Genomic DNA, 22,959 nt, shown 5'->3' on the forward strand with positions numbered 1-22,959 from the left:
CATCTGCTCACGACCGAGTAGAACGGATCGCCGCACGACGCGTTCGCGCACGCCATCGAGCCGGTCACCGGCCGGCCGGTAGTCAGACGTTCCGCCCCGGGGTTCGACAGCCGCCGGTAACCGGGCGGAGTTCTCGTTCCGCCGTTCGCGCCAATACCCGGCGAGCACTCACTATCCTCGGCAGGTCCGGACGGCCTAACCGAAAGGCGGTTCTGAATCGAGGCCACCGTGGGGAAGCCGTCCTGCAACTCGGATGGACTTCTGTCCTCCGAGTCGTACACCGTGCGGATCAGCCACAGCGTCAGAGGGTTCGTCAACACGCTGATCTGCGGGCGGCCTGGGCGGGCGTCGGCAAACAGCGGCGTCCGCCCGTCAGGCTCGCCGGAGGTAGCGTCCCGGAGGTAGCGTTGCGCGTCCCGGAGCCGGAGCGGTTGAACCTCGATGACCGTGGCGCGGGATACGCCTCGGCCAGCTTCGGACACTGCGGCCGAGAATTCGCCAGGCCGTGAGGTGACGACCAGGGGCTGGTCCGAGCCATACTCGTTGATCGACTGGACGAGCCCCGCCCGATCTGACTCCCGGAGGTCGTCGAGCCCGTCGACCAGGAGGACGATGCCGTCCCGCGCGAGTAGCCCGGCCACCGATCTGACGCCTATCGCTCCCGCGCGTGGAGCGGCGAGGTCCGGTGCGGTCAGCAACAGACCTTCCTCGATCCACTGCAATAAGGACTGTTCTGGCCGTCAGGTGGTGGCGGACATTATGAGTGGCACGGGATCGCCGGGGCTGCGACCCAGAGGTGGGCTCGGTGCGGGTGTTCGGCGTCGATGACTTCGCCGTCGAACGTGGACACCACTACGGCACCGTCTTGATCGACCGCGAAAACCACCGCGTTCTCGATCTCATCGCGGGACGCGACGCGTCACCGCTGGCCGGCTGGCTTCTTGAGCATGAGTCTCCGGAGGTGATCTGCCGGGACCGGGCCACTTCGTATGCCGAAGGCGCTCGAACCGGAGCACCGGACGCGGTGCAGGTCGCTGACCGCTTCCATCTCTGGCAGAACCTCGCCACGGCGGTCGAACGCCTGGTCGCCAAGCACAAGGGTTACTTGACCGAGGAATCCACCGCTGAGGCTGCCGCTGACGCAGAGGTCGCCGCAGAGCCGCAGGGGGCGATGGCGCAACGCTGCCGAAGTATGTTACGAGCCGACTGAGGCCGCACCGGCAAGGCCTCAGTCGGCTCGAGGGTCATCAGGAACCGGCCGGAACGACGGCGATCGAGTTGATCAGAGGCTGGTCAGCGGTGCCGCGGAGGAAGTTCACGACAATGGCACCGGCGGCGTCGGCGGTGGCAGGAACATCGCGTTCGACGCCGAAGTAGCGTCCGTCGCCACCGGCATCCGATGCGATCTTGATGACGTCGACGTCCTTCAGGGCGGTCTGGCCGTTGACAGCCACGTCGAAGACGCGCTTGCCGACCTTGCTCCAGTACCAATCGAGGAAGTACAGGCGCAGCTCATAGGAGGCACCCGGAGTCAGTCCGGTGATGGTGTAGTCCGAGTCGAGGTAGCGGAAGGTGTCCCAGTCTTCCTGCGGGATCGGGTGAGAGACCGTACGGGCGAAGTTCGGCACACCGGTGAAGCCGCTGCGGTTGACGTCGGTGAGACCGTCGGTGGAGATGTCACCCGGACCGCCGGCATCGATCGTTACTACCGGCTCCGCCGCTTGAGCCGGAGCGGCGGCCAGCGCTGCCCCGAGCGTGACCGCAGCCGCCGTGGCGATGACACGCGTTCGAAAACCCATAGCTACTCCTCATTGTAGGTTTCGCCCTGTACGACGAGCCGAATCAGCAACGAGTTCACAATCGGACGAGCAGCGCGTCGACACTTTCTCGTGCAGAGTCAGACGATCATCGCGGCCCAGCTTCCATCGAAGACGATCTTATTCAGGGTGAGATCGACCGTGACCGGCAGACCGGCCGGTCCGCCAACGACCGCAGATCCATGTTGTGGAAATGGTGATAGGCCGACAGAACAGCATCGAGAGGACGCCGTGCCCCCGCGATGACGGTCACCCCTGGTGGGGACTTTGGAAAACAAGCAAAGCGCAGATCATCTGCAGCCATGTGGTCCCGGACTTCATAGGCGTCGCGACCACGATGCCGATCGGCCGCAGACTCAGCTCTGCCCATCGAGCGTTGTCGGACGAACTGGCCACGTAGTGCGTGAGAGGGGCGCCAGGATTCTCCATGCCCTCCATGACGACACTTAGCCGACTGTGGTTCACCGCCTTTCCCACTCGCGGCAGAGCCGGCCCGGTGCGGATCTGCAGATCGACCGCGATCGGCCGGCCCCGCGTCTCCAACCTCTTCAACGCAGGACCGTCGCGGCCTCCTAGCGATTTCGCCTTGGCCAGTCCCCGGCGCAGGGTTCGCGGGGTTGCCGGGCGCATCGATCCGATGAACTGACCTCGGGCGTCACTCGTCGTGGGGCGTATGGAAGACCTTCACATGGCAATTGGTTCCCTGATGTTGGCGGAACAGCAGTCGGCACTACTGCGGGGAGCCCTGACATCCGGATTCCTGGCGCACCTTGCCCGCGAGAGCACCGTCAAGGGAGTGGCCGCGGCAACCCAATTGGCCCCAGACCGAGTTCAGGACCTGTGCTTGGCCCTGAGCGCGGCCGGCGTACTGGAATCCGACAGCCCCGGCCAGTACCGGCTGAGTACCACGTATGCCCCGTTGCTCCAGCACGGTGCCGACAAGCAATTCGCCAATCTGCTGGCCGGAACGGCCGTGCGGGCCCGCCTGCTCGAGCGGATGTTCACCCCGGAAGCCGGCGGTAACTACCAGGATCTGACTGGCGCCGACCGGCTGGCGTTGGCCGCCAGCGTCACCTTGGCACCGTCCACACCGCTCGCCATGGCGGCGATGTCACAGGTGGCGCAGAGCATCACGCCGTGGCAGGAGATGCTGAACGCCGGTGATGTGCGTTACCTCGAGCTCGGCTGCGGTGTGAGCGGCGCGATGCTTACGATGCTCCAGCTGCACCCGCGGCTCACCGCAGTCGGCATCGATCTGGCCGGCGACCTCATCGACCGGGCGCGGGCCGAGGCGGTCGCGTTGGGCGTCGCCGACCGGGTCCGCTTCGGGCACGGCGACGCGGCGACCTTCAGCGACCCCGAGCCGTTCGATGCGGTCTTCTGGAGTCAGTACTTCTTCCCGGCCGGCTCCCGCGCCCTGACCCTGGCCAACGCATACGAGCGTTTGCGATCCGGCGGGCTGCTCGTCACTCCGGTCCTGCACGCCGGTCCAGCCGATCCGGTTCATCCGCTGAACGTCGCGCTCTATCAGAGCTGGGGCATCCCGGTCCTGACCACTGAGGAGCTGTGCACCGAATTGGAGGAGGCCGGATTCGCCGCACCGACCGCCTGCCCCGGCCCCGTCACCCCGTTTGTCGTAGCCCGCCGGCCCTGAGCCCCGGATAGCCGCCTCCCGACTGCTCCTTGTGGGCGGCAGGTCGGGAGGCGGCATCTGGACAGGCCCGGTCGTGGTTGACCTCGGCCGGCCTTGCCGGTTACTTAGTGCCTCAAGCTCCCTGGCACATGCAGCGATCGCGCCGACGGCGACGTCGTCCAGTCGGGGTGGCCGGGCATGGGCGGGGTGGTGGTGCCGTAGAGCCAGGCGGTCAGGAAGGGCTTCAGGTCGCGGCCTGCTACCTGGGACGCGAGGGTGATGAAGTCGTCGGTGGACGCCGATCGGCCGCGGTTCACCGACGGCCAGGCTCGCTCCAGTCGCTGGAAAGCAGGGGTGCCGATCTCCTGCTCCAAGGCGTAGAGGGCCAGCGCTCCACCGTAGTAGACGTTGCTGTTGAACAGATCGAAGAGCTGGGCGGCGCTGGTGGGGCGGGCGACTGGACCGAACTGGGCGCGCCAGGTGTCGCTGACGGCGTACACCCGCTTGAAGAATTCCTCACGGGTCGGCGAGCCGGTGTGTTCCTCGACGGCACCGATCTTTTCCGCCCAGAGCAGTTCGTACCAGGTGGCGTGGCCCTCGTTGAGCCAGACGTCGCTCCACTCGGCCGGGGCGACGCTGTTGCCGAACCAGTGGTGGGCGAGCTCATGGGCCTCGATCGACTCGAGCACCGGCCGGGGCAGGGCGACGATCGACGAGTCGTACACGGAAAGGGTTTGGGTCTCGAGCGCCGCACCGAGCTCGACGTCGATCAGGAGCGAGCCGTAGACGTCGAACGGGTAGGGGCCTACCTGGCCGGTGAGCCAGGAGATCTGTTCACGCTCGACGTCGAAGCGCGGGAGGGCCTCGGTGGCCAGGCGGCGCGGCACGACGTCGCGGACGCGGACCCCGCCCACCGGCGCCCGCTCGTGCACGACGAAGTCGCCCGCCACGACCTGCAGGAGCTCGCTGGCCATGGGTTGCGGGTGACGGTAGGTGGAGACAACCCGGCCGTCAGCCGAACGGGTCGACGCGAGCACGCCGCTCGCGGTGCCGGTCCAGCCCTGCGGCACGTTCGTGGTGATCGTGTAGGCGGCCTTGTCGCTCGGGTGGTCGTTGCTCGGGAACAGCCGATGCGCGGCCGCCGGCTGGCCGAGCAGGGCGGTTCCGTCCGGCGTGGTGGTGAAACCGTCGGGAGCATTCGGATCAGGATCTTCCGGTACGGCCGTGAAGCCGTGCACGGTCACCGTGAATGCACGGCCCTTCCGGAGGTAGGACTGCGGCGTGACGACCAGCTCGTCACCGTCCCGCACAAACGTGGCCGACTTGCCGTTGACGTCGACCCGGGACGGTCCGCCCCCGGCAAAGTCCAGATTGAACTGTGAGAGCTGCTGGGTGGCGGTCGCGGTGATACTGACGTCGCCGCGGACCGTCTGTGCGGGATCCTTCTCCGGGTAGGTCAACCGCAGGTCGTAGGCGCCCACGTCGTACCCGCCGTTGCCGAGCAGCGGAAAGAGCCGGTCCCCGATCCCGGCCGACCCGGGCCCCGCGGTGCCGGCGCCCGCGACCAAGGGCGCGGCGGCCACGACGAGCCCGATCACGAGCAGATGGCGCATCGGTGTGATTCGCATGCAGCACCAAACGTACGTCGGCTCGCCTGCGTTCACGGCATGGTCCCCTTTTTCAAGGTTGCTGACCTCGGGGCGGTGGCGTCGCGGCGACCGCGCGGGTGCGTGCCGTTGCCCACGGCACGCACCCGGCCTCTGAAACCGCCGAGCCCCACGCTGCGACGGTCCCAAGCTCTGGTGCGGTAAGGGACACGCACCGGACAGGGCAAGTCGACCTCATAGACGTTCAGAGCGGCACACCGGTTCACGCGTTCACCGGGAGTCCGGCGGCCGGGTCCGGTCGGGGCTGAGAAAGCCCGCTCAACCGGTCGTGTGTGTTCTCGAGTCGGCCATGGCCACCGCCTGGCTCGCCAGGATCAGACCGAGGTGGCTGAATGCTTGTGGGAAGTTGCCCAGCAGGAGGCCGTCGTTCCGGTCGACTTGCTCAGCCAGCAGTCCGAGGTCGTTGGCGAAGGATGCGGCTCGGTGCAACACCTGCTTGGCCTCGTCCGTGCGCCCCGTCGCGGCGAGCGCCTCGACCAGCCAGAAGGTGCACAGCAGGAAGGTGCCCTCGTCGCCGGTCAGACCATCGCTCGTCCGATAGCGGTACAGCAGACCCTGGCCGTCGGACAGATTCGCCACGATCGCGTCGATGGTGGCGTGCAGTCGTGGGTCATCGCCCGGCAGGATGCCGACGACGGCCATCAACAGGCAGCTGGCATCCAGGTCATCACCGGCCAGGGTCTGGGTGAACGCGCCGACGGCGTCATTCCAGCCCTCGGTCAGGATCGTTTCGCGAATCTCTTCGCGTTCCGCACTCCATCGCGAGACCCGATCGGCCGCCCCGATGAGATCGGCAAGCTCGATGCCGCGATCGAGGGCGACCCAGCACAGCAGGGCGCTGTGCAGGTAACGCCGGGATGGTCCGCGGATCTCCCAGATCCCCTGATCCTCGTTCCGCCAGTGTGTCGCGGCCGCCTCGACCGCCGCGATCAGGAACTCCTGCGTGCTCTCGTCCATGGGTTGCAGCTCATCGCGAAGTACGTAGGCGGCGTCGAGTATCGCCCCGTACACATCATGCTGGTGCTGACGCCAGGCACCGTTGCCGACGCGGACCGGCCCACTGTCGCGCCAGCCATCGAGGTGGTTCAGCTCCCGTTCCGTCAGGTCACGTTCGCCGCCCACGCCGTACATGATCTGCAGGTGCAGTCCTCGTTGCAGTTGCGTGCCGGCCGCTCGGGACAGGAACGTGAAGAACCGGCTGGCTTCATCCGGGCACGCCGCGACCCACAACCCCCGCATAGTCATGCTGGCGTCCCGGACCCAGGCGAACCGATAGTCCCATGTCCGTGGCGTGCCGACGCCCTCCGGCAAGCTCGTGGTCGCCGCGGCGGCGATCGCGCCGCTCCGCGCGTAGGTCAAGCCCTGCAGCACCACCCCGCTGTGGTGGACCAGGTCGCGCAGGGGGCCGTCGTAGCGCTGATGAAGATCAGACCAGCTCCGCCAGGCACGCGCTGTGTCGTCGATGCGGTGTGCGACCTGCTGGCTCGACCACGGCGGAGGCGGAGATTCCCAGGCGCTGCCTTGAGTGAACGCCAGGGTGATCTCTTGTCCCGTACGCAGTCGCACCTCAGCCCGAGCCAGGGCGCCGTCGATCCGTATCGGGACGTTGGCCGAAAGGAGCAGTGAAGTCGATCCTCCAAGGCCGAGTACGCCACCGGAAATGTTCTCCAACCGCGGGTGCACCAACCCGTACTCCGGTCGCGGTACCCATTCCACGAGCATGTCCACGTCACCGTCGGTGCAGATCGCCTGGCGCAACAGGACACCGGGGGACGTCAGTCCCAGATCATGGCCTCGCTCATTCTCTCCGAGCGCCAGCGCATCGCGGACAACGACCCGTCCCGAGGCGCAGGTCCATACCGTCTCCAGAACCAGGCTCTGCGGAAGATATCGCCGCTGCGCCCTGGCCCCGTCGTCAACAGGGCGAACAAGGAAATGGCCTGCATCCTGGTCCAGCAGCCGGCCGAAAATGGCAGGGCTGTCGATGCGCGGAAGGCAGAGCCAGTCGACCGAACCATCAACGGTTATCAGTGCGGCCGAGGAGCAGTCGGACAGGAACGCGTGGTCCTCGATTGTCACCGTACTCAAGTGATCGCTTACCTTCTCGAGTCGAACGCCGTCAGGGCAGGACCGCCTGGCCAGCCCGCTCCACTCCGCCAACCTACTGCGAACCGTGCGCCTGCTGCGCGCGCAACCGCCTTACAGAACCGTTACGGCTGCTCAGGGGCGTTACGTGCCTTGGATTCGCAGCGGTGGCAATCGCTTTGGCCGCTCAACTCCACGATCAGTCTGGACGTGACTTTCACGTGTTCTCGTTCTGGCCCGAGGTGAGAAATTCGGCGGGGCGGAAGGCGCGGATGGCCTCCAAAGTCTTCCGCCCCGGCCTGAGGGGGATTCCTAAAGGGCGAGCGACACGGTCGGCAGCACGTCGAACGCGAGCCGGCCGTAGTCCTCGGCCAGGATGTACGGCGTGAAGAACGGATGCCGGGTGCCGACGGCGACGTCCCGCCAGAATCGCTGCAGCGGATTGTCTTCGACGAACCCGCTCGCTCCGTGCAGGTCGAGCAGCAGCTCCATCGCCTCGCGGCATTCCCGGGCCGCCGCCGCCAGCTCGACCCGTAGTTCGGCCCGCTCGGTCATGGGCAGTTCACTACCCGGTGCCAGTCCGTCGACGACGTCGGCGACCCGGAGCGTGCGCCGCATCGCCGTATCGGTGCGCTGCCGCGCCTCGGTGAACCAGTACCGCCCGAGCGGAGAGTCCGCCACCCGGGCATAGGTGGTCATGTACGGCGCCCGGCCGCCAGCGACCGCGTCCGCGACCAGGTCCAGCGCACCTCGGGTGGCCCCGATCATCGGGGCGAGCGCCGTCAGACCGCCCGCGAACATCGCCTCGGGCGGAATCGGCCGGAAAGCCTCGGGGAGAGTGACGAAATCATCCGGCACGAAGACGTCCTCGGCCACCAGGGTATGGCTACTCGTACCGCCGAGGCCGGCCGCGCGCCAGGTTCGATCCACCGACAGGTCGGAGAGCGGGACCAGAGCCATGGCCGGCACCGGGGTGGCGGCGTCCGGCAGCGGCACCGCGATCATGGCCAGGGACGCCAGCTCCGAACCGGACGCCATCGACCACCGGCCGGTGACCCGCAGACCGCCGGGTACCCGCACGCCGCTGCTCTCCCGCGACACCACCTGGGTGGCGACGAACACCGCGTCCGGATCGGCCAGGACGGCGTCCTGGGCGGGGTCAGGTAGCAGCAGCCGGGCCACGCCCTTGTTCGCGGCGTTCAGGCCGACGACCCACGCGGTGGAGGGACAGCCGCGGCCGAGCTCGGCGAGCACCTCGACCTGCGTACGCAGATCGGCGTCCGATCCGCCCGCCGCGCGCGGCACCGTGAGCGCGAACAGTCCGGCGGCCCGCACTGCTGCCACGCTGTCCGGTGCTGGAGTCAGGTCACGTTCGGTACGTTCCGCGTTCTCCAGCAGTGTCGGCACCGTCTTGCGGGCAGCATCCAGCATCAACTCGTTCATGACCGTTGCTTTCTTCCTTACGTGAGGAGTAGTAACGCGCCGATAGACGCGCTCGGGGGGCGAGTGGTGTCAGCCCGCGTGGGCCGACCGGGCCAAGGCGGCGGTCAGCCGTGCGGCGTCGACCGACCCAGGCTCCGCTGTGTACATGACCGCGCGAAGGTCACCCTCGTGGATCGTCATGATGTCGCAGTCGACCGTGAAGTCCCCCACGACGGGATGGCGCTTGGTCAGCCGATGACGCCGATCCTGAGGCTCCGTGGGCGACTCCCACATGGCGGCGAACGGTCTGCTCGTCGCCCTCAGGTCGGTGATCAGGTCCGCCACCCAGTCGTCGTCCGGATATCGCAGAGCGGTGGTCCGCAAATCCGACACGATCGTGCGCTGGAAACGCGCTTCCGCTTCGGACCCAGCCTCCGCCCATGCCTCCCCGCCGGTGAAGGCCCGCCACGCCAGGTTGCGATCCCGGCCGTCGACCTGCATCGAGAAGTAGCACATCGCGTCACAGGCCGCGTTCCAAGCGAGCAGCGTCCAGGCGGCATCCAAGACGCAGATGGGCACGTCATCGAGCCGGTCGAGCAGGCGCCGCGCGCCGGAACCCACTTCATGAGGAACACGGCCCACGCGCGACGGCGCGTGCCCCACCAGCGAGCAAAGGTACTCGTACTCGGTGCTGGACAGGCGCAGGGCCCGGGCCAACGAGTACAGAACCTGGGCGGACGGCCGTCCGTGACCTTGCTCGAGACGCTTGACGTACTCGGCGGACACGCCGGCCAAGGCGGCCAGCTCGTCACGACGCATCCCTGGCGTACGCCGGCGCGTCCTCGAACTCAACCCGCTCGGCGGCGTTGCGCGCTCACGCCACCGCCGAAGCGCGACTCCAAGATCATTACTGGGGGCCACCCGAGAATGATCTCTCATCTTGAGCGACTCAGCCTGGCCCGAAAACTACCAGCCTGGTTGCGGAGGCTTGGAAACCCTGAACCGGCCCGGCAAGTCCACTCTGCCGCCGGCCAGGCCGTGGCGCTCCCCGGCCGCCGGTGCGTGAACTCTGTGTGCCTGAGCAACGTCCTTCGCTTGGATCCTGTTCACCCTCGGCAGAAGGACCTCTCATGACGGCACAAGTTCCCGACTACGATGCGCTCGCTGCGAAATTCGATCGAGTGGCGTCTTTCATCCGGCCGGTCGCCGACGCGATCGTGGCAGGTTGCCGGAGCCCCCCGGATGGTGCGCTCGTACTCGATCTGGGTTGTGGCACCGGTGAGCCCGGGCTCACGGTCAAGAAGCGCCATCCGGCGGTCCGGCTGCTGGGTATCGACCAGTCGGAGCCGATGGTCGAGATCGCCCGGTCCAAGGCTCGGCGTCTCGGCCTCAGCGACACGAAATTCGAGGTCAGGCTGATGAGCGACACGGCCGTCGAGCCGGCCTCCGTCGGCCTGCTCGTCTCCCGTTGTTTATGGCTCTGGACCACCAAAGCCTCGACTCGTCGCTTACCGAGGCAACCCGAGTACTACGGCCGGGCGAGGCCTACTCGTTTGCGAGGTGGGACCGGAGCGAGATGAACACAATGGTCGACCTGTTCCGGACGGCATTGAGCCGCAGCCCGAGGGCGGAAGCTCTTCCTGACCCTTCCGTTACCGACCACCTTGCGGCCCCGGGGTACCGGGCCCGTCTCCTGCGCGAGGCCGGCATGGGCTCGGTCGGGGAAGACGTACACAGCTGGGGCAACCGCATCCGCGACCAGAAGGCTCTCCTCGAGACACTGAACGACGGCCCGTTCGCTCCCCTCCTCAAGACGCTCGAGCCCGCTGCCCGGGCCGAGGCCGAGACTCGCGTCACCGACGGCGCAACGACCTACCGCGAGCCGGACGGCAAGCTACCTTTTCCCGGTGGCCTGCCGGCTGTTCTGGGGTCGACGGTGAGCCGGTCCTCGCGTGCCGGCCGCGCTCGACCGCACTTGTCTTCGCACTCCTCCTGGCCCCGGGCCTCAGCGTCGATCTCTCACTGAGCGAACGAAACCTCTCCCCTGCTCGCGTCGAGGCGGGATCGGTCCGACTGATTTCGCCGGCGGATGAGGCGTTGAGAGCCCGCGTCGGAGGTCTCGCGCATCCCGGAGCGCCTCAGCGTCCGGAGGCTGGCCGCCAGGGCGAGGCACAGGATCAGCATCCTGGGGAAACGCATAGGCACTGACAGTCCGACGACCTCGCGAGGTTCAGAGGAGTCGGCGGAGCACGGCGATCAGCACGGACCAGCAGCCACGGATCACAAAAAGTGATCCGACCCCGATGATGATCCAGCCCACCCAATCGAACCCGGGAACAAGCCGTACGGCTTCAGGCCGACCAGGTCGGTAAGAGACCTCGACCCGGTCGCCGACAGTCGATTCAATGCCGGTGTTCCCGTCATCCCGGAAGGACACCCGTTGGCCGTCGGTGGTGACGAACGTATAGACGGACTTGTACCAGGTGCTGCCCGCGTCGTCGACGTCCTCATCGACGTGCGTGACAGTAGCCGTGGTGATGATCCCGTCGGGATAAGGCAAGTGTGATCGATGCACGGCGAGTCCGGCGGTGAAGAACAACGTTCCAGCGGCGATGTTCAGCAACGATGAGGTCAATCTGCCAGGCACGTGGCTGTCTCCTTTTGACCGGACGGAGGACGTACGCGCTCGACGTCCTTCCTCGCCGCCGGAATCTCACTGCTCAACGGCCCGCACCAAGCCGAGGTTCACGGCCCTACGGTTGTGGTACTTCTCGAGCAACGAGGACATCGTCGTTGCCTGAGTGCGTCGCCGCTGCGATCAACTTCGGTCGTGACGCCGGCCTGACGTCAGCAGACGGCCTGCGCGGTCATGTAGGCGGGGCAGCCGGCAGCGGAGGTCTGGCTCTTACCTCGAATTCACTGCCCGACCAGGTGCTCTCATTGCGTGCCGTTCAGCGTGACCACGACCTTACGAGCCGACACACCTCGGCCGACAGTGGCGAGGGCGTCGGGTATCCGTTCGAGTCCGTCACCGACCGCGAGCGCTTCGGGGGCGGGTGTGAAGGCACCCGTGCGGAGGGCTTCGCCGAGGAACTCGCCGAAGATGGCCTGTCCGAGGCCGTTGGTGGCCACCGAGTCTCCCCAGACGCTCCCGGATCGAACGCCGTGACGGCGAGCCGCCATCCGCGCCAGCGCCGACAACGGGTCGAGGGACATGCAGGCGACATTACGTTCTCCACGGGCGAGGCGCGCAATTCGCAGACATCGCCGCGCGGAGCCGGAACCGATCGCCAGAGCCCCGGCGAAGTCTCTTCCCCCGCAGTTCGTCAACGATGTCGGAGACGATCGTTCGGTTGCGGTAATCGAAGGCAGCTCGAGCGCCCAGCTTCCGGACGTACTCGTGGTTGTGGGGCGAGGCGGTGGCGATCACGTCGTAGCCCGCGATAGCCGCGAGCTGGATGGCACTCGAGCCGACGCTGGTGGAACCACCCCAGACCAGGACGGTTCCTGTGTGTGGATTCGGCGTGCCGGGCCGGGCCAGCCCGAGCAGTGACGGATCGAACAGCCCGCTGGCCGCGGTCGACAGCGCGAGCGGAAGGTCGGCGGCCTGCTCGAACCTGACGTGGGCCGGGATCGGCGTGCTCATGTGCTCGGCGAGCACTACGTAGTGCTGAAACGCTCCCTCGGCGGCTCGATTATGATGGCGCTCGATACCCAGGGCGTGACCGAGGACGCGGTCTCCTGCAGCGAATCGGGTCACGGACGATCCGTCTCCACCACTTCGCCGGCGACATCGGAGCCGGTGATCGCCGGGTAGATGATCCAGGGAAATGCGAAACGACGCGCGAAGCGAGGGAACCCGTCGACGGGATTCATTGCCAGGGCGGCTCCTGGTAGCCACTGGACTTGTCTATCGGGCCTCATCAGCCGCGTTCAGCACGAGCACTGTGAATCCGGGCAACAGCTGGACCACCGGCGTGCTCGCGTTGACCGACAACGACTCCAACTCGGCCATGTTCAGTGCCGCCGGCCTCGTACCGGGCTCCAGCGGCTCATCCTGTATCACCGTCTCCTGGTCGGGGACTGTCGCACCATCAGCGCCGGTCCAGGTGTACGTCGCTCCCGGCGACGCAACCGATGTTCCGGCGGGTGGCGGCACTGGCGTGACGCCAAACCTCAACTGGAGTGTCGAGACCGCCACTGGTTCCGGTATCTTCGGCTCCGGTTCCTCGTGCACAAGCCTCAGCGGCACCACCATTTTCGGCAATCCCGCGGACACCACCATCACCAGCGGCCGGATGTTGTCCGACTTCGTCGCCAAGAACGCCTACAGCCCGGGCGAGACCACCAGCGTGTCCTCTGGCTGGACGCCGACGGCAAACGTCACCAGCACCCGGGTCTTCCGGTTCAACTACAAGCTCGCCAGCGACGCTCCCAACAGCGCCATGGGGGCGTCCGCCACTGTGCGGATTACCTGGGAAGCGCGTAGCTAGACACCTTTGCGGTCAGTTCAGCGGCTCGGTGGATCGGCATGTGAGCGGTGCGTGCCTCGATCGGTCACCGATGTCGACGGCCAGGTCAGGTGCGGGAGCAGCACCTGACCTGGCCGTCCGGACCGGGGCGCCGGGACCGGTCAGGATTCGAAGAGCTCGATGATCTCGCCGTTCAGGCCCCGCACGTGGGCGGCGCGCGCGGTGAACGAGCGCTCGAACGGCGCCTTGGCCTTCAGCGTGATCGTGGTGATGCCGTCCCAGACAGTGCCGTCGGCGCCTTGGATCGGATAGGGCTTGGCTCCCGCGGCAAGCGCCTGAGCATAGGTCTTGTCGAGGTCGGGAATGCGCAGGCCCATGTGATTGAAGCTGGCGGTGTTGTCCTCCTTGGGCGCCGCATTGGGTGCCGGCACCAGTTCCAGGATGTGCCCGTCACCCATGTCGAGGTGCGCACCCTCCAGCGGGTTGTAGAAGTGATGTGCGCCATCGCGGACGCCGTCGACGCCTTGCCAGCGGAAGACCAGGCGGAAGCCGAACGCCTGCTCGTAGAAGGCAATGGTCTGGTCGATGTCGAACGCGAACACGTTGATGTGATGAATGCCGGTGTTGTGACTGATATGAAACGGTTTGGGTTCCGCCGAGTGGTCGGACATTGGAGACTGCCTTTCGGTCATTGGTCTTTGCCGGGGCGTAGGTCGAGCGGACAAGTTGCGACGTCCGTCGCCGCCGGTCCGGCAACCTGCCGTCACACGTCGGTGTCACCGCCAGCGGTCGGTCTTACCAGGAAGGCCGGCAAAACTTCACCGCGGCGGGTGATCGGCCTACTACTTTGCGGTCCTCGCTCGCGGATCAGCCCCCGAGCTGAGTGGCGCCGCCGTTCACAGCAAGCTCGGCACCTGTCGTGCAGGTGGCCTCGAAGGCCAGGAAGGCGGCGGCCCGTGCGACCTCCTCAGGCCTGCCGAAACGCGCCATGGGCACGTCCGCGAGCACTTCGGCCTTCAGCTGGTCGGCAGCCTTCGGAGTCATGGTCTTCTCCAGGATCCCGGTGTCGATCGGTCCCGGGCTGACCACATTGACCCGGATGCTCGAGGTTGCAGTTCACGGGCGAAGCTGCGCGCCATCGAGCGATCGGCCAGGGAGGAGGTGTCACCGGGAACCGGAATCACCTTCGACCCCAGTTGTCCGCTGCGGCGTCGAGCCTGTCCTGGGAACGGCCTGTGAAGACGACTTGCGCCCTGCCGTCAGCGAGCAGTTTGGCCGTCGCCAGGCCGATCCCGCTGCCACCGCCGGTGACCACTGCGGTCTTGTCGCTGAAACTCATGATCTTCGGCCCCTAGCCGCGTGGGAACTCGCCGCCGTCGACGATCAGGTTGATGCCGGTGACGAAGCTGGCCCGGTCCGAGACCAGGTACATCGTCGCCTCGACGATGTCGTCGGGCTGACCGTCCCGGCCCAGCGGAGTGGCGGTGGCCAGCGAGCCCTCCGGAGCGACGAGTCCCCACTGCTCCCTGGTGGCCACACCGCCGGGCGTGGCGATACGGCCGGGTGTCACAGTGTTGACCCGAACCCCGGATGGAGCCAACTCAGCCGCGAGCCCCTGGCTGTAGGCCTCGAGCGCCACCTTTGCGGCCGAGTAGTGCAGGACCTGTGGCACCGGCTTGGCGACAGCGGCCGAGGAGAAATGCACAATCGCACCGGTCCCACGATCGCGCATCGCCGGCGCCAGCAACAGGTCCAGCCGAACGGCGGACAACAGATTCCGGTTCAGTTCCTCCCGCCACTCCTCCTCGGGAATGTCCAGAGTCCGCGGGAACACCTTGGAACCACCCACTGTGTGGATGAGGATGTCGACGTCACCGAGGATGTCGCGCGCAGCCTCAGCGGTCGCTCCCACACCTACACGCGTCCGCATGTCAGCCCGGACGAAGGCTGCTCCAGCGGGAACCGGGGCCGACTCCGACCGGGCAGTCGTCAGCACCTCGGCGCCGGAATCCAGGAATCGCTGCACAAGAGCGGCACCGATGCCCCGGGAACCACCGGTCACAACCGCCTTCTTACCGGCGAGAATCTTTTCATGCACGGTCATTTCCTGCTCCCGTCCTTATAGCTCGGCTCCGACGATAAGCGGCAAAATAAGATGTGAAAGACGTAGTACCGATAGCCGCCATAGGCCGTTCCTATAAGAGCGTCCGGCCTGGTCGGCACCGCACCGCGTGCGGGCCGATGGTTCGTCGGTGACCACCCGTCATTGAAGTGCCGAACCACCTGCCTGCCCATGTCCAGGAGCACTGGCTGCATACGCTGCTGACTCACCAGGCGGGCCGGAATGTCCTGGACCTGACCGGAGATAATGCAAATGTCAGGATTTCCCGGAAGGAGCTCCGAGCGTGCACGAGGTCAGGTGTGATGAAGCGCTGGCTCATCAACACTGTCGCGAGTACCGGCTGCTCTGATGTGACCGGTCGAGTGACGATCCACTCTTTGTGGGCCAAGCCGGTTGAATAGACCCGGAGCGGGTAGCTTAAGTGACGACGTCGTACGGCTCAGGAGGTTGTATTGGGAGTTGAACTCCCCTCCGACGCGGAGATCGTCGTCCGTCTGCGCGCCAGTGACGAGAAGCTGTTCGCCCTGCTCGTCGACCAATGGTCGGGCGGGATGGTGCGGGTCGCCCTGACCTACGTGCCCAACCGGGAAGCGGCCGAGGACGTCGTTCAGGAGACGTGGCTGGCGGTCCTGTCCGGCCTGGACGGCTTTGCCGGAAGATCGTCGTTGCGAACCTGGATCCACGCCATCCTGATCAACAAGGCCAAGACGCTGGGCATCAAGGAGAGCCGGACGCTGCCCGTCGCGGACACAGCGGCTCCCGCCGTCAATCCGCTCGCCTTCCAGAACTCGGCCGAGCCCCACCCAGGCCATTGGCGACAGGCGCCAGCGGCGTGGCCCTCCCCGGAGAGCAAGGCAGAAGAAGGTGAGCTGGTCCGGCACCTCGACGATGCGATCACCGAACTGCCGCCACGGCAACGCCAAGTCCTCGTACTTCGTGATGTGCAGGGCTTCACAGCTCACGAGGTCTCCGCGGCGATGGATATCAGCCTGGCCAATCAGCGGGTTCTGCTGCACCGGGCTCGATCCGCGGTCCGGGCCCGGCTCGCGACCTACCTCACGCCGGAACGGGGGGCCGCACGATGAACACGGTGCGATGCGATGACTTCGTCGAGTGGGTCACGGACTTCCTCGAGGGCGAACTCCCCCGGGAAACCGAGCGCCAGTTCGTCAACCACTTGGCCGAGTGTGACGGATGCGACCGCTATCTCGAACAGATGCGGTTCACCCTGCAACAGCTTCGGACATTGCCCGATGTGCCCTTGCGCCATGCGGTCCGGGAACAGGTGCTTTACGCCTTCCGCACTCGGCCCCGAAGCTGAAGTGCACGACCGCGGGCACGGGTATTGCGATCGCCGTCCCGGACGAGTTGCCCGATCATCGGCAGACCTGATTGCGGCCGTTGCGCTTGGCCCGGTAGAGGGCGCCATCGGCGGCTTCGACCAAGCTCTCCGGAAGTTGGTCGCCCTCCGGGACAGTTCCGGCAACTCCCACGCTGATGCTCACGACGCCTCGAGGACTGCCCTCATGGGGCAAGGCCAATGCCTCCACCGAGGCACGGACTCGTTCGGCGACCAGGACTGCGGCGTCGGCGGTACTTCCCGGAAGGATGGCGACGAACTCCTCGCCCCCGTACCGGCACGCCACATCGGAACCTCGGATGGTGGTGCTGATGGCCAGCGCGATCTGACGCAGGCACTCGTCGCCGGCCGGGTGACCGTAGTGGTCGTTGTAGGCCTTGAAATGGTCGACGTCCACCATGAGCACACTGATCGGGGTCCCCGAGCCTTTCGCCGTCGGCCAGTGTCTGTCCATCTCGGCGATGAAATGCCGGCGGTTGCCGATCGAGGTAAGCATGTCCGTCGCGCTGAGGGCAGCCAGCTTGCGGTTGGCCTCGCGGAGTTCGGCCGTCCGCTGCTCGACTCGAGCTTCGAGCGTGCGATAGAGCGTGGCGTTGGCGATCGTGACCGCCAGCTGGCCGGCGATCAGCTCGACCGTGTTCAAGTTCTCCACGGTGAACATGCCTGAACTGAGCCGGTTCTCCAGGACGAGGATGGCGGTCACCGCGCCATGGCGCCGAATCGGCACAACCATCAATGCGCAGCGCTCGACGTTCGCGAAGCACGGATCGTGGCGGAACCGTTCATCGCGGGTGGCGTCGGCGATGGACAAGACGTTTTCCGTACGCATGACGTATCGGACCGCCGTCACCGGTAATCCGTTGTCGTCGGACAGAGCGCTCCACTTGCCGTCGTCGGCCACCAGCAGCCGCACGGTCGTGGCCCCGGTAAGAACCTGCATCTGCTCGGCCACGGTGGCCTGAACCTGATCCAGATCGGTTCCCGAGCTGATCATCTGTGAGGCCCTCAGCACCGCGAGCATCTCGAGCTGGTCCTGGCTGATCCCCGTACTGCTGGTTCGTGCGGAACGCGCAGTCAGTTCACGCGCCGGGCGGGGCCGTCGTTCGTCGAGCTGCCGGACCTTCTCGGCGGCACCCCACATCTCGTAGGTCTTGCGGGCCTCGTCGAGCAGCCCGTCGGCGGCGCGATCGAGGCCGATCTCTCGATGCAGCGCAGCGTTCCGCTCCGAAATCACGGCGCGGTGCCATGGACGGGACAGGTCGCGGAGCAAGTGCAAACTGCGGTCGAAATCGCGTAACGCCGCAACGATGTTCTCGTCGGCCCAGGCCTGTTCGGCGCTGATGAACAGTTGCAAGTGACGGAAGTTCTCCGGCATTTCTTCAGCACGCCCGACGAACCAGGCGTACTGCTGATGCAGGTCGGCGCGGGCCCGGTCCCGCTCCTCCTGCGATCCGTCGCGCAGCATCCGGGCAGCGGCCAGCGCGGTCAACAGCCGTCCGAGCACCTCGAGATAGACACCGCGCAAGGCAGGCATCCAAGGAGCGACTGCTCGCACGTTTTCGATGAGTACCGGAGCGTCGTCGAATATCAAACCGAGCAAGGCTTGATGAATGTGGACGTAAGCGGCGAACAACGGATTGGCAGCCGCTAATTCTTGAACGAATTCTTCATCGAAATCGGCGTCGAGCAAGCTGGCTCGCGCGGTTGTGGTGCCGTTGAGTGCACGGCCGAACTGCCGATAGACCATGAAGTCTTCGCCGGACATGTTGTTGCCGGTACGCAAAGTCAGCTCCAGAGCTGCCGCGGAAGCATGGACCACGTCGTCGACCGACGGCCCGACTTCCAGGTGAACAGCAAGTGCTGACATGTAGGGGAACGGCGCCGTCGCAAGATTGCCAGTAGTGATCATCGCCTCGCGCGCCACCGCCGCAACCGTGAGGGTGTTCTCCAACGGCTCCGTCCAGTGGATGCTGACGCTTGCGTACAAGAACCGGGCATACCCGCCGGCGCCTTGATAGCCGCGGTCATCGGCATAGTCGATCATGCGCTGGGTCACCAGTGCGCCAGTCTGATAGTCGCGCCGCACGCCGATGACAGCAGCGCACGCGGCGGCCAGACCCCCGATCATTTGCTGACACGGTCCAAACTCGACCCACATCTGCTGGACCTGCAGAACAAGCCAGGCGTGGAGGTCGACCTCGCCTGCGAAATAGGCTGGTTGAGTCATCCGGCTGACCAGGGCACAGAGCTGCACGATCTTGGCATCGGCCGTGTCCGGTCGCGCCAGGTCGGCCTCACGCGAGGTGTTCGTGATCCATCCGTACAGTCCGTTCATCTGCTCTTCGACCGCGCCGCGCAGACCGTCCCGGGGAAGTGGTCGACCGAGTTCGGCCAGGACCGCGGTGCCCAGTGTCAGAGCGTCGACCAGCCGTGCGCGGTGGGTCAAACTCGAAATTTGCACACATGTCGCAGGCACCAGCGAGAGCGGTTCGGCTCCACGTTCCGTCAACGATCCGTACAGGGCGTCGGCCTCGTCAAGGCGGCCCAAGTGGTACAGAGCAGTGTGTCGAGCGATCTCCCGTCGCAGGAGAACGGTGGACGGTACCTCGGGATCGGCGGCCCCGAGGCGAATCGCTGCGTCGAGGAAGCGATCGGCGGCGGCGAAGTTGCTCACCCGGCCGGCCGCATCCGCCGCGACTTCGAAGAGGGAGCTTGCGGTATCCCGCTCGGCGGCATCTTGGATGAGGTCATACACGGCCAGGTACTGTTCCGCGGCCTCAGGCTCGAAATTCGGGTTCGCCGTCAGATTGCGGGCAGCCGCAAGACGTACTCCATGGCGTTCTTCGCCGAGATCGGCGTACACCGCCTGTTGGACCCGGTCGTGCCGGAACCACACCTTGTCGTCGCCGCGCTGCACGTCGGCGTCAACAGTGCCGAGCAGCCCGTCCTCGAGGGCAGGCACGAGCCGGTCCCGGACATCGACGAGCGGCAGGCCGGTGGCCGCGCCGAGTACCTCCGCGCTGACCTCGATGCCGAGACAAGCCATCACTTGCAGGAGGTCGACGGTCTCAGCCGGCAGCCGTTGCAGGCGATCGGCAAGCAGATCGAGGACATCCCCCTCACCGATGTGCCGAACGACTTCATCGTCGTCCCAGATCCAGCCCGTGTCACCCGGAACCAGCACGTTGTTCCGGCGCAACGCATTGATCAGCTCGATCATGTCGAGCGGATTGCCTCGACACCCGTGGTCGATCGCACCCGCCAGGTCACGCGCCCTCCCGGGCTCGAGCTGCAACATAGCGGCCAGCATCCTCGCCTGGTCGACAGCCGGCAGCGGCTGCATGCGTAACGACAGCGGGGAAGCGCCGATCCGGTTCCACCGCTCACGCAGAGCGGTCAGCGGATGTCCGGGACCCACCTCGTCCTCGCGGAAAGCGCCTACTAGGAGAAGACCACGCAGGTCAGGATCGGTGAGCAGCGCGTCGGTGAAGCTCAGAGCCGATCTGCTCGCCCACTGCAGATCATCCAGCACCAGCACCAGCGGGCGTTCAGGCGAGACAACGGCCAGCAGAATCTCTTGCGCAAGGCGGTGCATCTGCGCGGCTGCCTGCACAGGATCGGCTGGTTCACTGACCGGTTCCGCTCCGAGCAAGGCGGAGAGTTCCGGGAACAGGTCGGCCGCGGAGCTCACTCGTGTGCCGAGCCTTCTGAGAATCCGTTCGCGGTAGACGTCAAGTTGCTCCTGGGGTTCTGCGAGCAGGAGCCGGACCAGATCGCGCAATGCCCGCATGACTCCGTCAAGAGTGCTGTCCTGCCGGAACTGGTCGTGCTTTGCAGCAACAAATAGGCCGCCATATCCGGTGACCACCGGTATCAGCGTGTTGATCAGGCTGGACTTGCCGGTACCCGCGGCCCCGGTGACCAGCACGGCCCTGCTGGAAGTGTTCTGGGCAGCTTCGAACGCGGAGCGCAGCGTGGCGACCTCGGCGTCGCGGCCGATGAGCATGGTCGGCGGCGATAGCCGCTCGGGAAAGTCTCGGGTGCCCAGATCGAACGTCACGCCAGGCTCGGCCACGACCCGCTCCAGGTCACGTAGCAGACCGGCCACGGTCTGGTAGCGGCGTTCGGGTTCCTTCTCCAAGGTGCGTGCCACGATGGCGCTCAACATCGGTGAAATGCCAGGTACGCGGTCAGTCAATGGCGGAGGGACAAGGGCCAGGATCGCCCGTACTGTCGACAGTGGATCACTTGAGGAGGGGCACGGTGCATCTCCAGTGGCAAGCGCGTAGATCGTCGCACCGAGACCGTAAATGTCGGACCGCATGTCCACCGGGCGGGCGGTTCGTCCAGTCTGCTCAGGAGCGAGGTAGGCGAGGTTGCCGAGAATGTCGCGCGGATGGGTAAAGGCAGGCCTCAGCTCGGTGAAGGTGGTCGCGAGGTCGAAATCGATGATGGTTGGCGCACCACGTCTACCGTCGAGCACAATGTTTGACGGGTTCAGGTCGCGATGGATGACCCCGGCTCGATGGATCGCGCCCAGGGTGCGGGCGAGCTGGGCCATGACGACCGGCAGCCGAAACGCCTCGATCGGACCGGACTGCAGCACCAAGGCCAGATCCAGCTCACCAGCATCGCTCAGCAGCAATTCGACCGGCGACTCCGGCTGAATCGCCATGAGGGTAGCGATGCCCTCGGTGCCGGCGAGGCGCCTGAGGATCGTGCGCTCATGGGCGATTCTGGCTGCCGCGTCCGGGCCCAGGGCTCGCTTGCGGATCGCACGGCCGCCACCAGGGTTCGCTACCCGTTCGACTCGTGTGCGCTCGCCGTCGAGCAGGAGAAACCCAGCATGAGCGGCCAATGTTCCTCCCCGGACGAGCCCCAGCCAAGGCCGAATTTACGCCGCTTCGCCGCCTTTCGAGGGATATCGCCATACTTCAGTCACCTCTCGGAACAACTGATCCTCGAGCATGGCGATCTTGAGGAACCGACTGACAGAACGGGCATCAGCCGTACAGATATGCTCGGACCTACCGAGGCCCTCGGTCATCGCAGAGACGTAGGCCGGTCGATCGTCGGGTCCCGCCGCCCGGGGAGACCCCCGGTGAAAAGATCAAGCACACAGAAGTAGGCATTGGCTACGTCGTCGATCACGCCGGGATCAACGGCCGGGACGGCACCGAGGTTCACGTGCGTCCGACGTCGGCTGGCACACATCATCCGGCTCGGCAGGCTTCCCCTACCTCTTGGCGCAACCGATGCACCACCATCTTCAAGGGCACCAAGCGCCGGCCGAGCAGGCAGTCGTACTTGGGCTGATGGACCGCGCAATGAACCCGGCACCAGGAACCCGCGTTCCTTCCGGTTTGAATTCCCGCCACACCTACCAGGCCGCCGCAGCAACGTTTGCCGACCTGGCCGCCCGCGTCTCTGCCACCCAACTGGCCGGTCCGGGTCTCGGTGACTGGTCCGTCCGCGAGTTGCTGGGGCACATCGTCAGCAGCGGCCTGAGCCCGGTATCGCCGTACGACGGGCAGCAGCCGGATCTGGCGGCACCTTCGGCCTACTTCGCGGTACTCAACGCCGCCTCACTCGAAGAGATCCAGTCCGTCAATGCGTTGACGACGCAGAACGCCCGCAAGATCGGACTCGAGCTGGGCGAAGACCCGGGGCCGGTGGTGAGCAGGCGCGTCGAGACAGCGATGTCCGCCCTGAAGAACGTCGACGACGAGGACTTGGTGGCCACGCCGGTCGGCTCGATGCGCCTGCGGGACTGGCTGCCCACTCGGACCTTGGAACTGGTGGTTCACAGCTCCGACATCGCCGTGGCAACGGGGCTGGAGGTCGATTTTCCAGCCGATGCCCTATCCGAGTCAGCTGCCCTGGTGGCCAGAGGGGCAGCAGTGATCGGTGCCGGTCTGCCGGTGCTGCAGGCGCTCACCGGCCGGGATCCGCTCCCGGCCGGCTTCAGCATGGTCTTGTAGCTCAGGTGGATGGTGCGGGCCCAGCCGGTACAGGCGGCATCGGTTGGGCCCTTCCGTAGCCGGGTCAGGCCGGCGGCGGTGCCTCGTGACCGGGCACGCTGAACGAGGGAGCCTGCGCCGCCAGCGCGGCGAGCTCGGGGCTTTCGGCGAAGTGGCGCGCCTGGAGCTGCTCGATCTTCGCGCCGATCTCGGGGTCGTCGGAGTCGGTGATGTCGAAGGCCTCGAACCGTGCGAGCAGCTCGATGCCTTCCAGCTCGGAACGGACGTGCGCCGGATGGGTCAGGTACTCCCAGTAACCCTCGACGTCCTGGACCGCGAACACGTGTCGGCGGCGCGTGAAAACTGACCCCCAGGCGGCGGTTGAACCTGGACCCCCCTTCCATGATCGGGAGGGTGTTGA

At 66.3% G+C, this 22,959-nt stretch carries 23 protein-coding genes; 8 read left to right on the forward strand and 15 right to left on the reverse strand.

Annotated features, from left to right (window positions below; all coding sequences use genetic code 11):
• Positions 1-722: hypothetical protein (locus tag KXC43_RS49000; protein ID WP_221383194.1), on the reverse strand; the 722-nt coding region annotated here is incomplete at its 3' end.
• 83 nt (positions 723-805) lie between these two features.
• Here KXC43_RS49000 and KXC43_RS49005 point away from each other — a divergent pair.
• Positions 806-1,210, forward strand: coding sequence for a transposase (locus KXC43_RS49005; RefSeq protein WP_221383195.1), 405 nt, complete (start codon positions 806-808; stop codon positions 1,208-1,210).
• A gap of 37 nt (positions 1,211-1,247) precedes the next feature.
• On the opposite strand, the gene KXC43_RS49010 is transcribed toward KXC43_RS49005, so the two are convergent.
• Positions 1,248-1,799 (reverse strand): malectin domain-containing carbohydrate-binding protein, encoded by a 552-nt coding sequence (locus KXC43_RS49010; protein WP_221383196.1) that lies wholly within the window; start codon positions 1,797-1,799, stop codon positions 1,248-1,250.
• Positions 1,800-2,661: 862 nt separating this feature from the next.
• Here KXC43_RS49010 and KXC43_RS49015 point away from each other — a divergent pair.
• Positions 2,662-3,471: an SAM-dependent methyltransferase gene (locus tag KXC43_RS49015; protein WP_221383197.1), complete on the forward strand. Its 810-nt coding sequence runs from the start codon at positions 2,662-2,664 to the stop codon at positions 3,469-3,471.
• Between the two features lie 104 nt (positions 3,472-3,575).
• Here KXC43_RS49015 and KXC43_RS49020 read toward each other — a convergent pair whose 3' ends face one another.
• The 4 genes from KXC43_RS49020 to KXC43_RS49035 form a co-directional block, all read right to left on the reverse strand.
• Positions 3,576-5,078 (reverse strand): M1 family metallopeptidase, encoded by a 1,503-nt coding sequence (locus KXC43_RS49020; RefSeq protein ID WP_221383198.1) that lies wholly within the window; start codon positions 5,076-5,078, stop codon positions 3,576-3,578.
• 297 nt (positions 5,079-5,375) lie between these two features.
• Entirely contained in the window at positions 5,376-7,196 is a 1,821-nt protein-coding gene (locus tag KXC43_RS49025; protein WP_308129605.1) for a glycoside hydrolase family 15 protein, read from the reverse strand.
• Positions 7,197-7,514: 318 nt separating this feature from the next.
• The gene (locus tag KXC43_RS49030) at positions 7,515-8,645 is read right to left on the reverse strand and encodes an acyl-CoA dehydrogenase family protein (RefSeq protein ID WP_221383200.1); all 1,131 of its coding nucleotides are present in this window, start codon (positions 8,643-8,645) and stop codon (positions 7,515-7,517) included.
• Positions 8,646-8,714: 69 nt separating this feature from the next.
• Positions 8,715-9,563, reverse strand: a complete 849-nt coding sequence (locus KXC43_RS49035; protein ID WP_255646156.1) for a helix-turn-helix domain-containing protein — start codon at positions 9,561-9,563, stop codon at positions 8,715-8,717.
• Positions 9,564-9,754: 191 nt separating this feature from the next.
• On the opposite strand from KXC43_RS49035, the gene KXC43_RS49040 reads away from it, so the two are divergent.
• Together KXC43_RS49040 and KXC43_RS49045 are read left to right on the forward strand one after the other, a co-directional pair.
• A complete protein-coding gene (locus tag KXC43_RS49040) occupies positions 9,755-10,204 on the forward strand; it encodes a class I SAM-dependent methyltransferase (protein WP_221383202.1) in 450 nt (149 codons plus the stop codon).
• Positions 10,201-10,650, forward strand: coding sequence for a hypothetical protein (locus KXC43_RS49045; RefSeq protein WP_221383203.1), 450 nt, complete (start codon positions 10,201-10,203; stop codon positions 10,648-10,650). The genes KXC43_RS49040 and KXC43_RS49045 overlap by 4 nt, the downstream gene beginning before the upstream one ends.
• A 204-nt stretch (positions 10,651-10,854) precedes the next feature.
• Here the strand turns inward: KXC43_RS49045 and KXC43_RS49050 are convergent, their stop codons facing one another.
• The 3 genes from KXC43_RS49050 to KXC43_RS49060 form a co-directional block, all read right to left on the reverse strand.
• Positions 10,855-11,271: a DUF3592 domain-containing protein gene (locus KXC43_RS49050; protein ID WP_221383204.1), complete on the reverse strand. Its 417-nt coding sequence runs from the start codon at positions 11,269-11,271 to the stop codon at positions 10,855-10,857.
• 290 nt (positions 11,272-11,561) lie between these two features.
• The gene (locus KXC43_RS49055) at positions 11,562-11,840 is read right to left on the reverse strand and encodes an MDR/zinc-dependent alcohol dehydrogenase-like family protein (RefSeq protein WP_221383205.1); all 279 of its coding nucleotides are present in this window, start codon (positions 11,838-11,840) and stop codon (positions 11,562-11,564) included.
• Positions 11,841-11,850: 10 nt separating this feature from the next.
• Positions 11,851-12,384 carry an MDR/zinc-dependent alcohol dehydrogenase-like family protein gene (locus KXC43_RS49060; RefSeq protein ID WP_221383206.1) on the reverse strand — a complete coding sequence of 178 codons (534 nt, stop codon included), beginning with the start codon at positions 12,382-12,384 and terminating at the stop codon, positions 11,851-11,853.
• A gap of 187 nt (positions 12,385-12,571) precedes the next feature.
• On the opposite strand from KXC43_RS49060, the gene KXC43_RS49065 reads away from it, so the two are divergent.
• Positions 12,572-13,117: a hypothetical protein gene (locus KXC43_RS49065; RefSeq protein WP_221383207.1), complete on the forward strand. Its 546-nt coding sequence runs from the start codon at positions 12,572-12,574 to the stop codon at positions 13,115-13,117.
• A gap of 140 nt (positions 13,118-13,257) precedes the next feature.
• Here the strand turns inward: KXC43_RS49065 and KXC43_RS49070 are convergent, their stop codons facing one another.
• The 4 genes from KXC43_RS49070 to KXC43_RS49080 form a co-directional block, all read right to left on the reverse strand.
• Positions 13,258-13,767 carry a VOC family protein gene (locus tag KXC43_RS49070; RefSeq protein WP_221383208.1) on the reverse strand — a complete coding sequence of 170 codons (510 nt, stop codon included), beginning with the start codon at positions 13,765-13,767 and terminating at the stop codon, positions 13,258-13,260.
• Between the two features lie 196 nt (positions 13,768-13,963).
• Complete coding sequence (locus tag KXC43_RS52205; RefSeq protein WP_308129606.1) at positions 13,964-14,185, reverse strand: SDR family oxidoreductase; 222 nt, start codon at positions 14,183-14,185, stop codon at positions 13,964-13,966.
• Positions 14,186-14,276: 91 nt separating this feature from the next.
• Complete coding sequence (locus KXC43_RS52210) at positions 14,277-14,435, reverse strand: SDR family NAD(P)-dependent oxidoreductase (RefSeq protein WP_255646157.1); 159 nt, start codon at positions 14,433-14,435, stop codon at positions 14,277-14,279.
• 12 nt (positions 14,436-14,447) lie between these two features.
• Positions 14,448-15,200 carry an oxidoreductase gene (locus KXC43_RS49080; protein ID WP_221383209.1) on the reverse strand — a complete coding sequence of 251 codons (753 nt, stop codon included), beginning with the start codon at positions 15,198-15,200 and terminating at the stop codon, positions 14,448-14,450.
• A 470-nt stretch (positions 15,201-15,670) separates the two neighbouring features.
• Between KXC43_RS49080 and KXC43_RS49085 the strand changes: the two genes are divergently transcribed.
• Both KXC43_RS49085 and KXC43_RS49090 read left to right on the forward strand, forming a co-directional pair.
• On the forward strand, positions 15,671-16,303 hold the full coding sequence (locus KXC43_RS49085; RefSeq protein ID WP_255646158.1) for an RNA polymerase sigma factor: 633 nt from the start codon (positions 15,671-15,673) through the stop codon (positions 16,301-16,303).
• Positions 16,300-16,539 (forward strand): anti-sigma factor family protein, encoded by a 240-nt coding sequence (locus tag KXC43_RS49090; RefSeq protein WP_255646159.1) that lies wholly within the window; start codon positions 16,300-16,302, stop codon positions 16,537-16,539. Before KXC43_RS49085 ends, KXC43_RS49090 begins: the two co-directional genes overlap by 4 nt.
• Before the next feature lie 55 nt (positions 16,540-16,594).
• Here the strand turns inward: KXC43_RS49090 and KXC43_RS49095 are convergent, their stop codons facing one another.
• A complete protein-coding gene (locus KXC43_RS49095; RefSeq protein ID WP_221383210.1) occupies positions 16,595-21,436 on the reverse strand; it encodes a diguanylate cyclase in 4,842 nt (1,613 codons plus the stop codon).
• A 457-nt stretch (positions 21,437-21,893) separates the two neighbouring features.
• Between KXC43_RS49095 and KXC43_RS49100 the strand changes: the two genes are divergently transcribed.
• A complete protein-coding gene (locus KXC43_RS49100) occupies positions 21,894-22,559 on the forward strand; it encodes a DinB family protein (RefSeq protein ID WP_221383211.1) in 666 nt (221 codons plus the stop codon).
• Between the two features lie 64 nt (positions 22,560-22,623).
• Here KXC43_RS49100 and KXC43_RS49105 read toward each other — a convergent pair whose 3' ends face one another.
• Entirely contained in the window at positions 22,624-22,881 is a 258-nt protein-coding gene (locus KXC43_RS49105; protein WP_221383212.1) for a hypothetical protein, read from the reverse strand.
• Positions 22,882-22,959: the final 78 nt, after the last annotated feature.

Origin of the sequence: Paractinoplanes polyasparticus (assembly GCF_019710575.1) — a bacterium.
Classification (GTDB): Bacteria; Actinomycetota; Actinomycetes; order Mycobacteriales; family Micromonosporaceae; genus Actinoplanes; species Actinoplanes polyasparticus.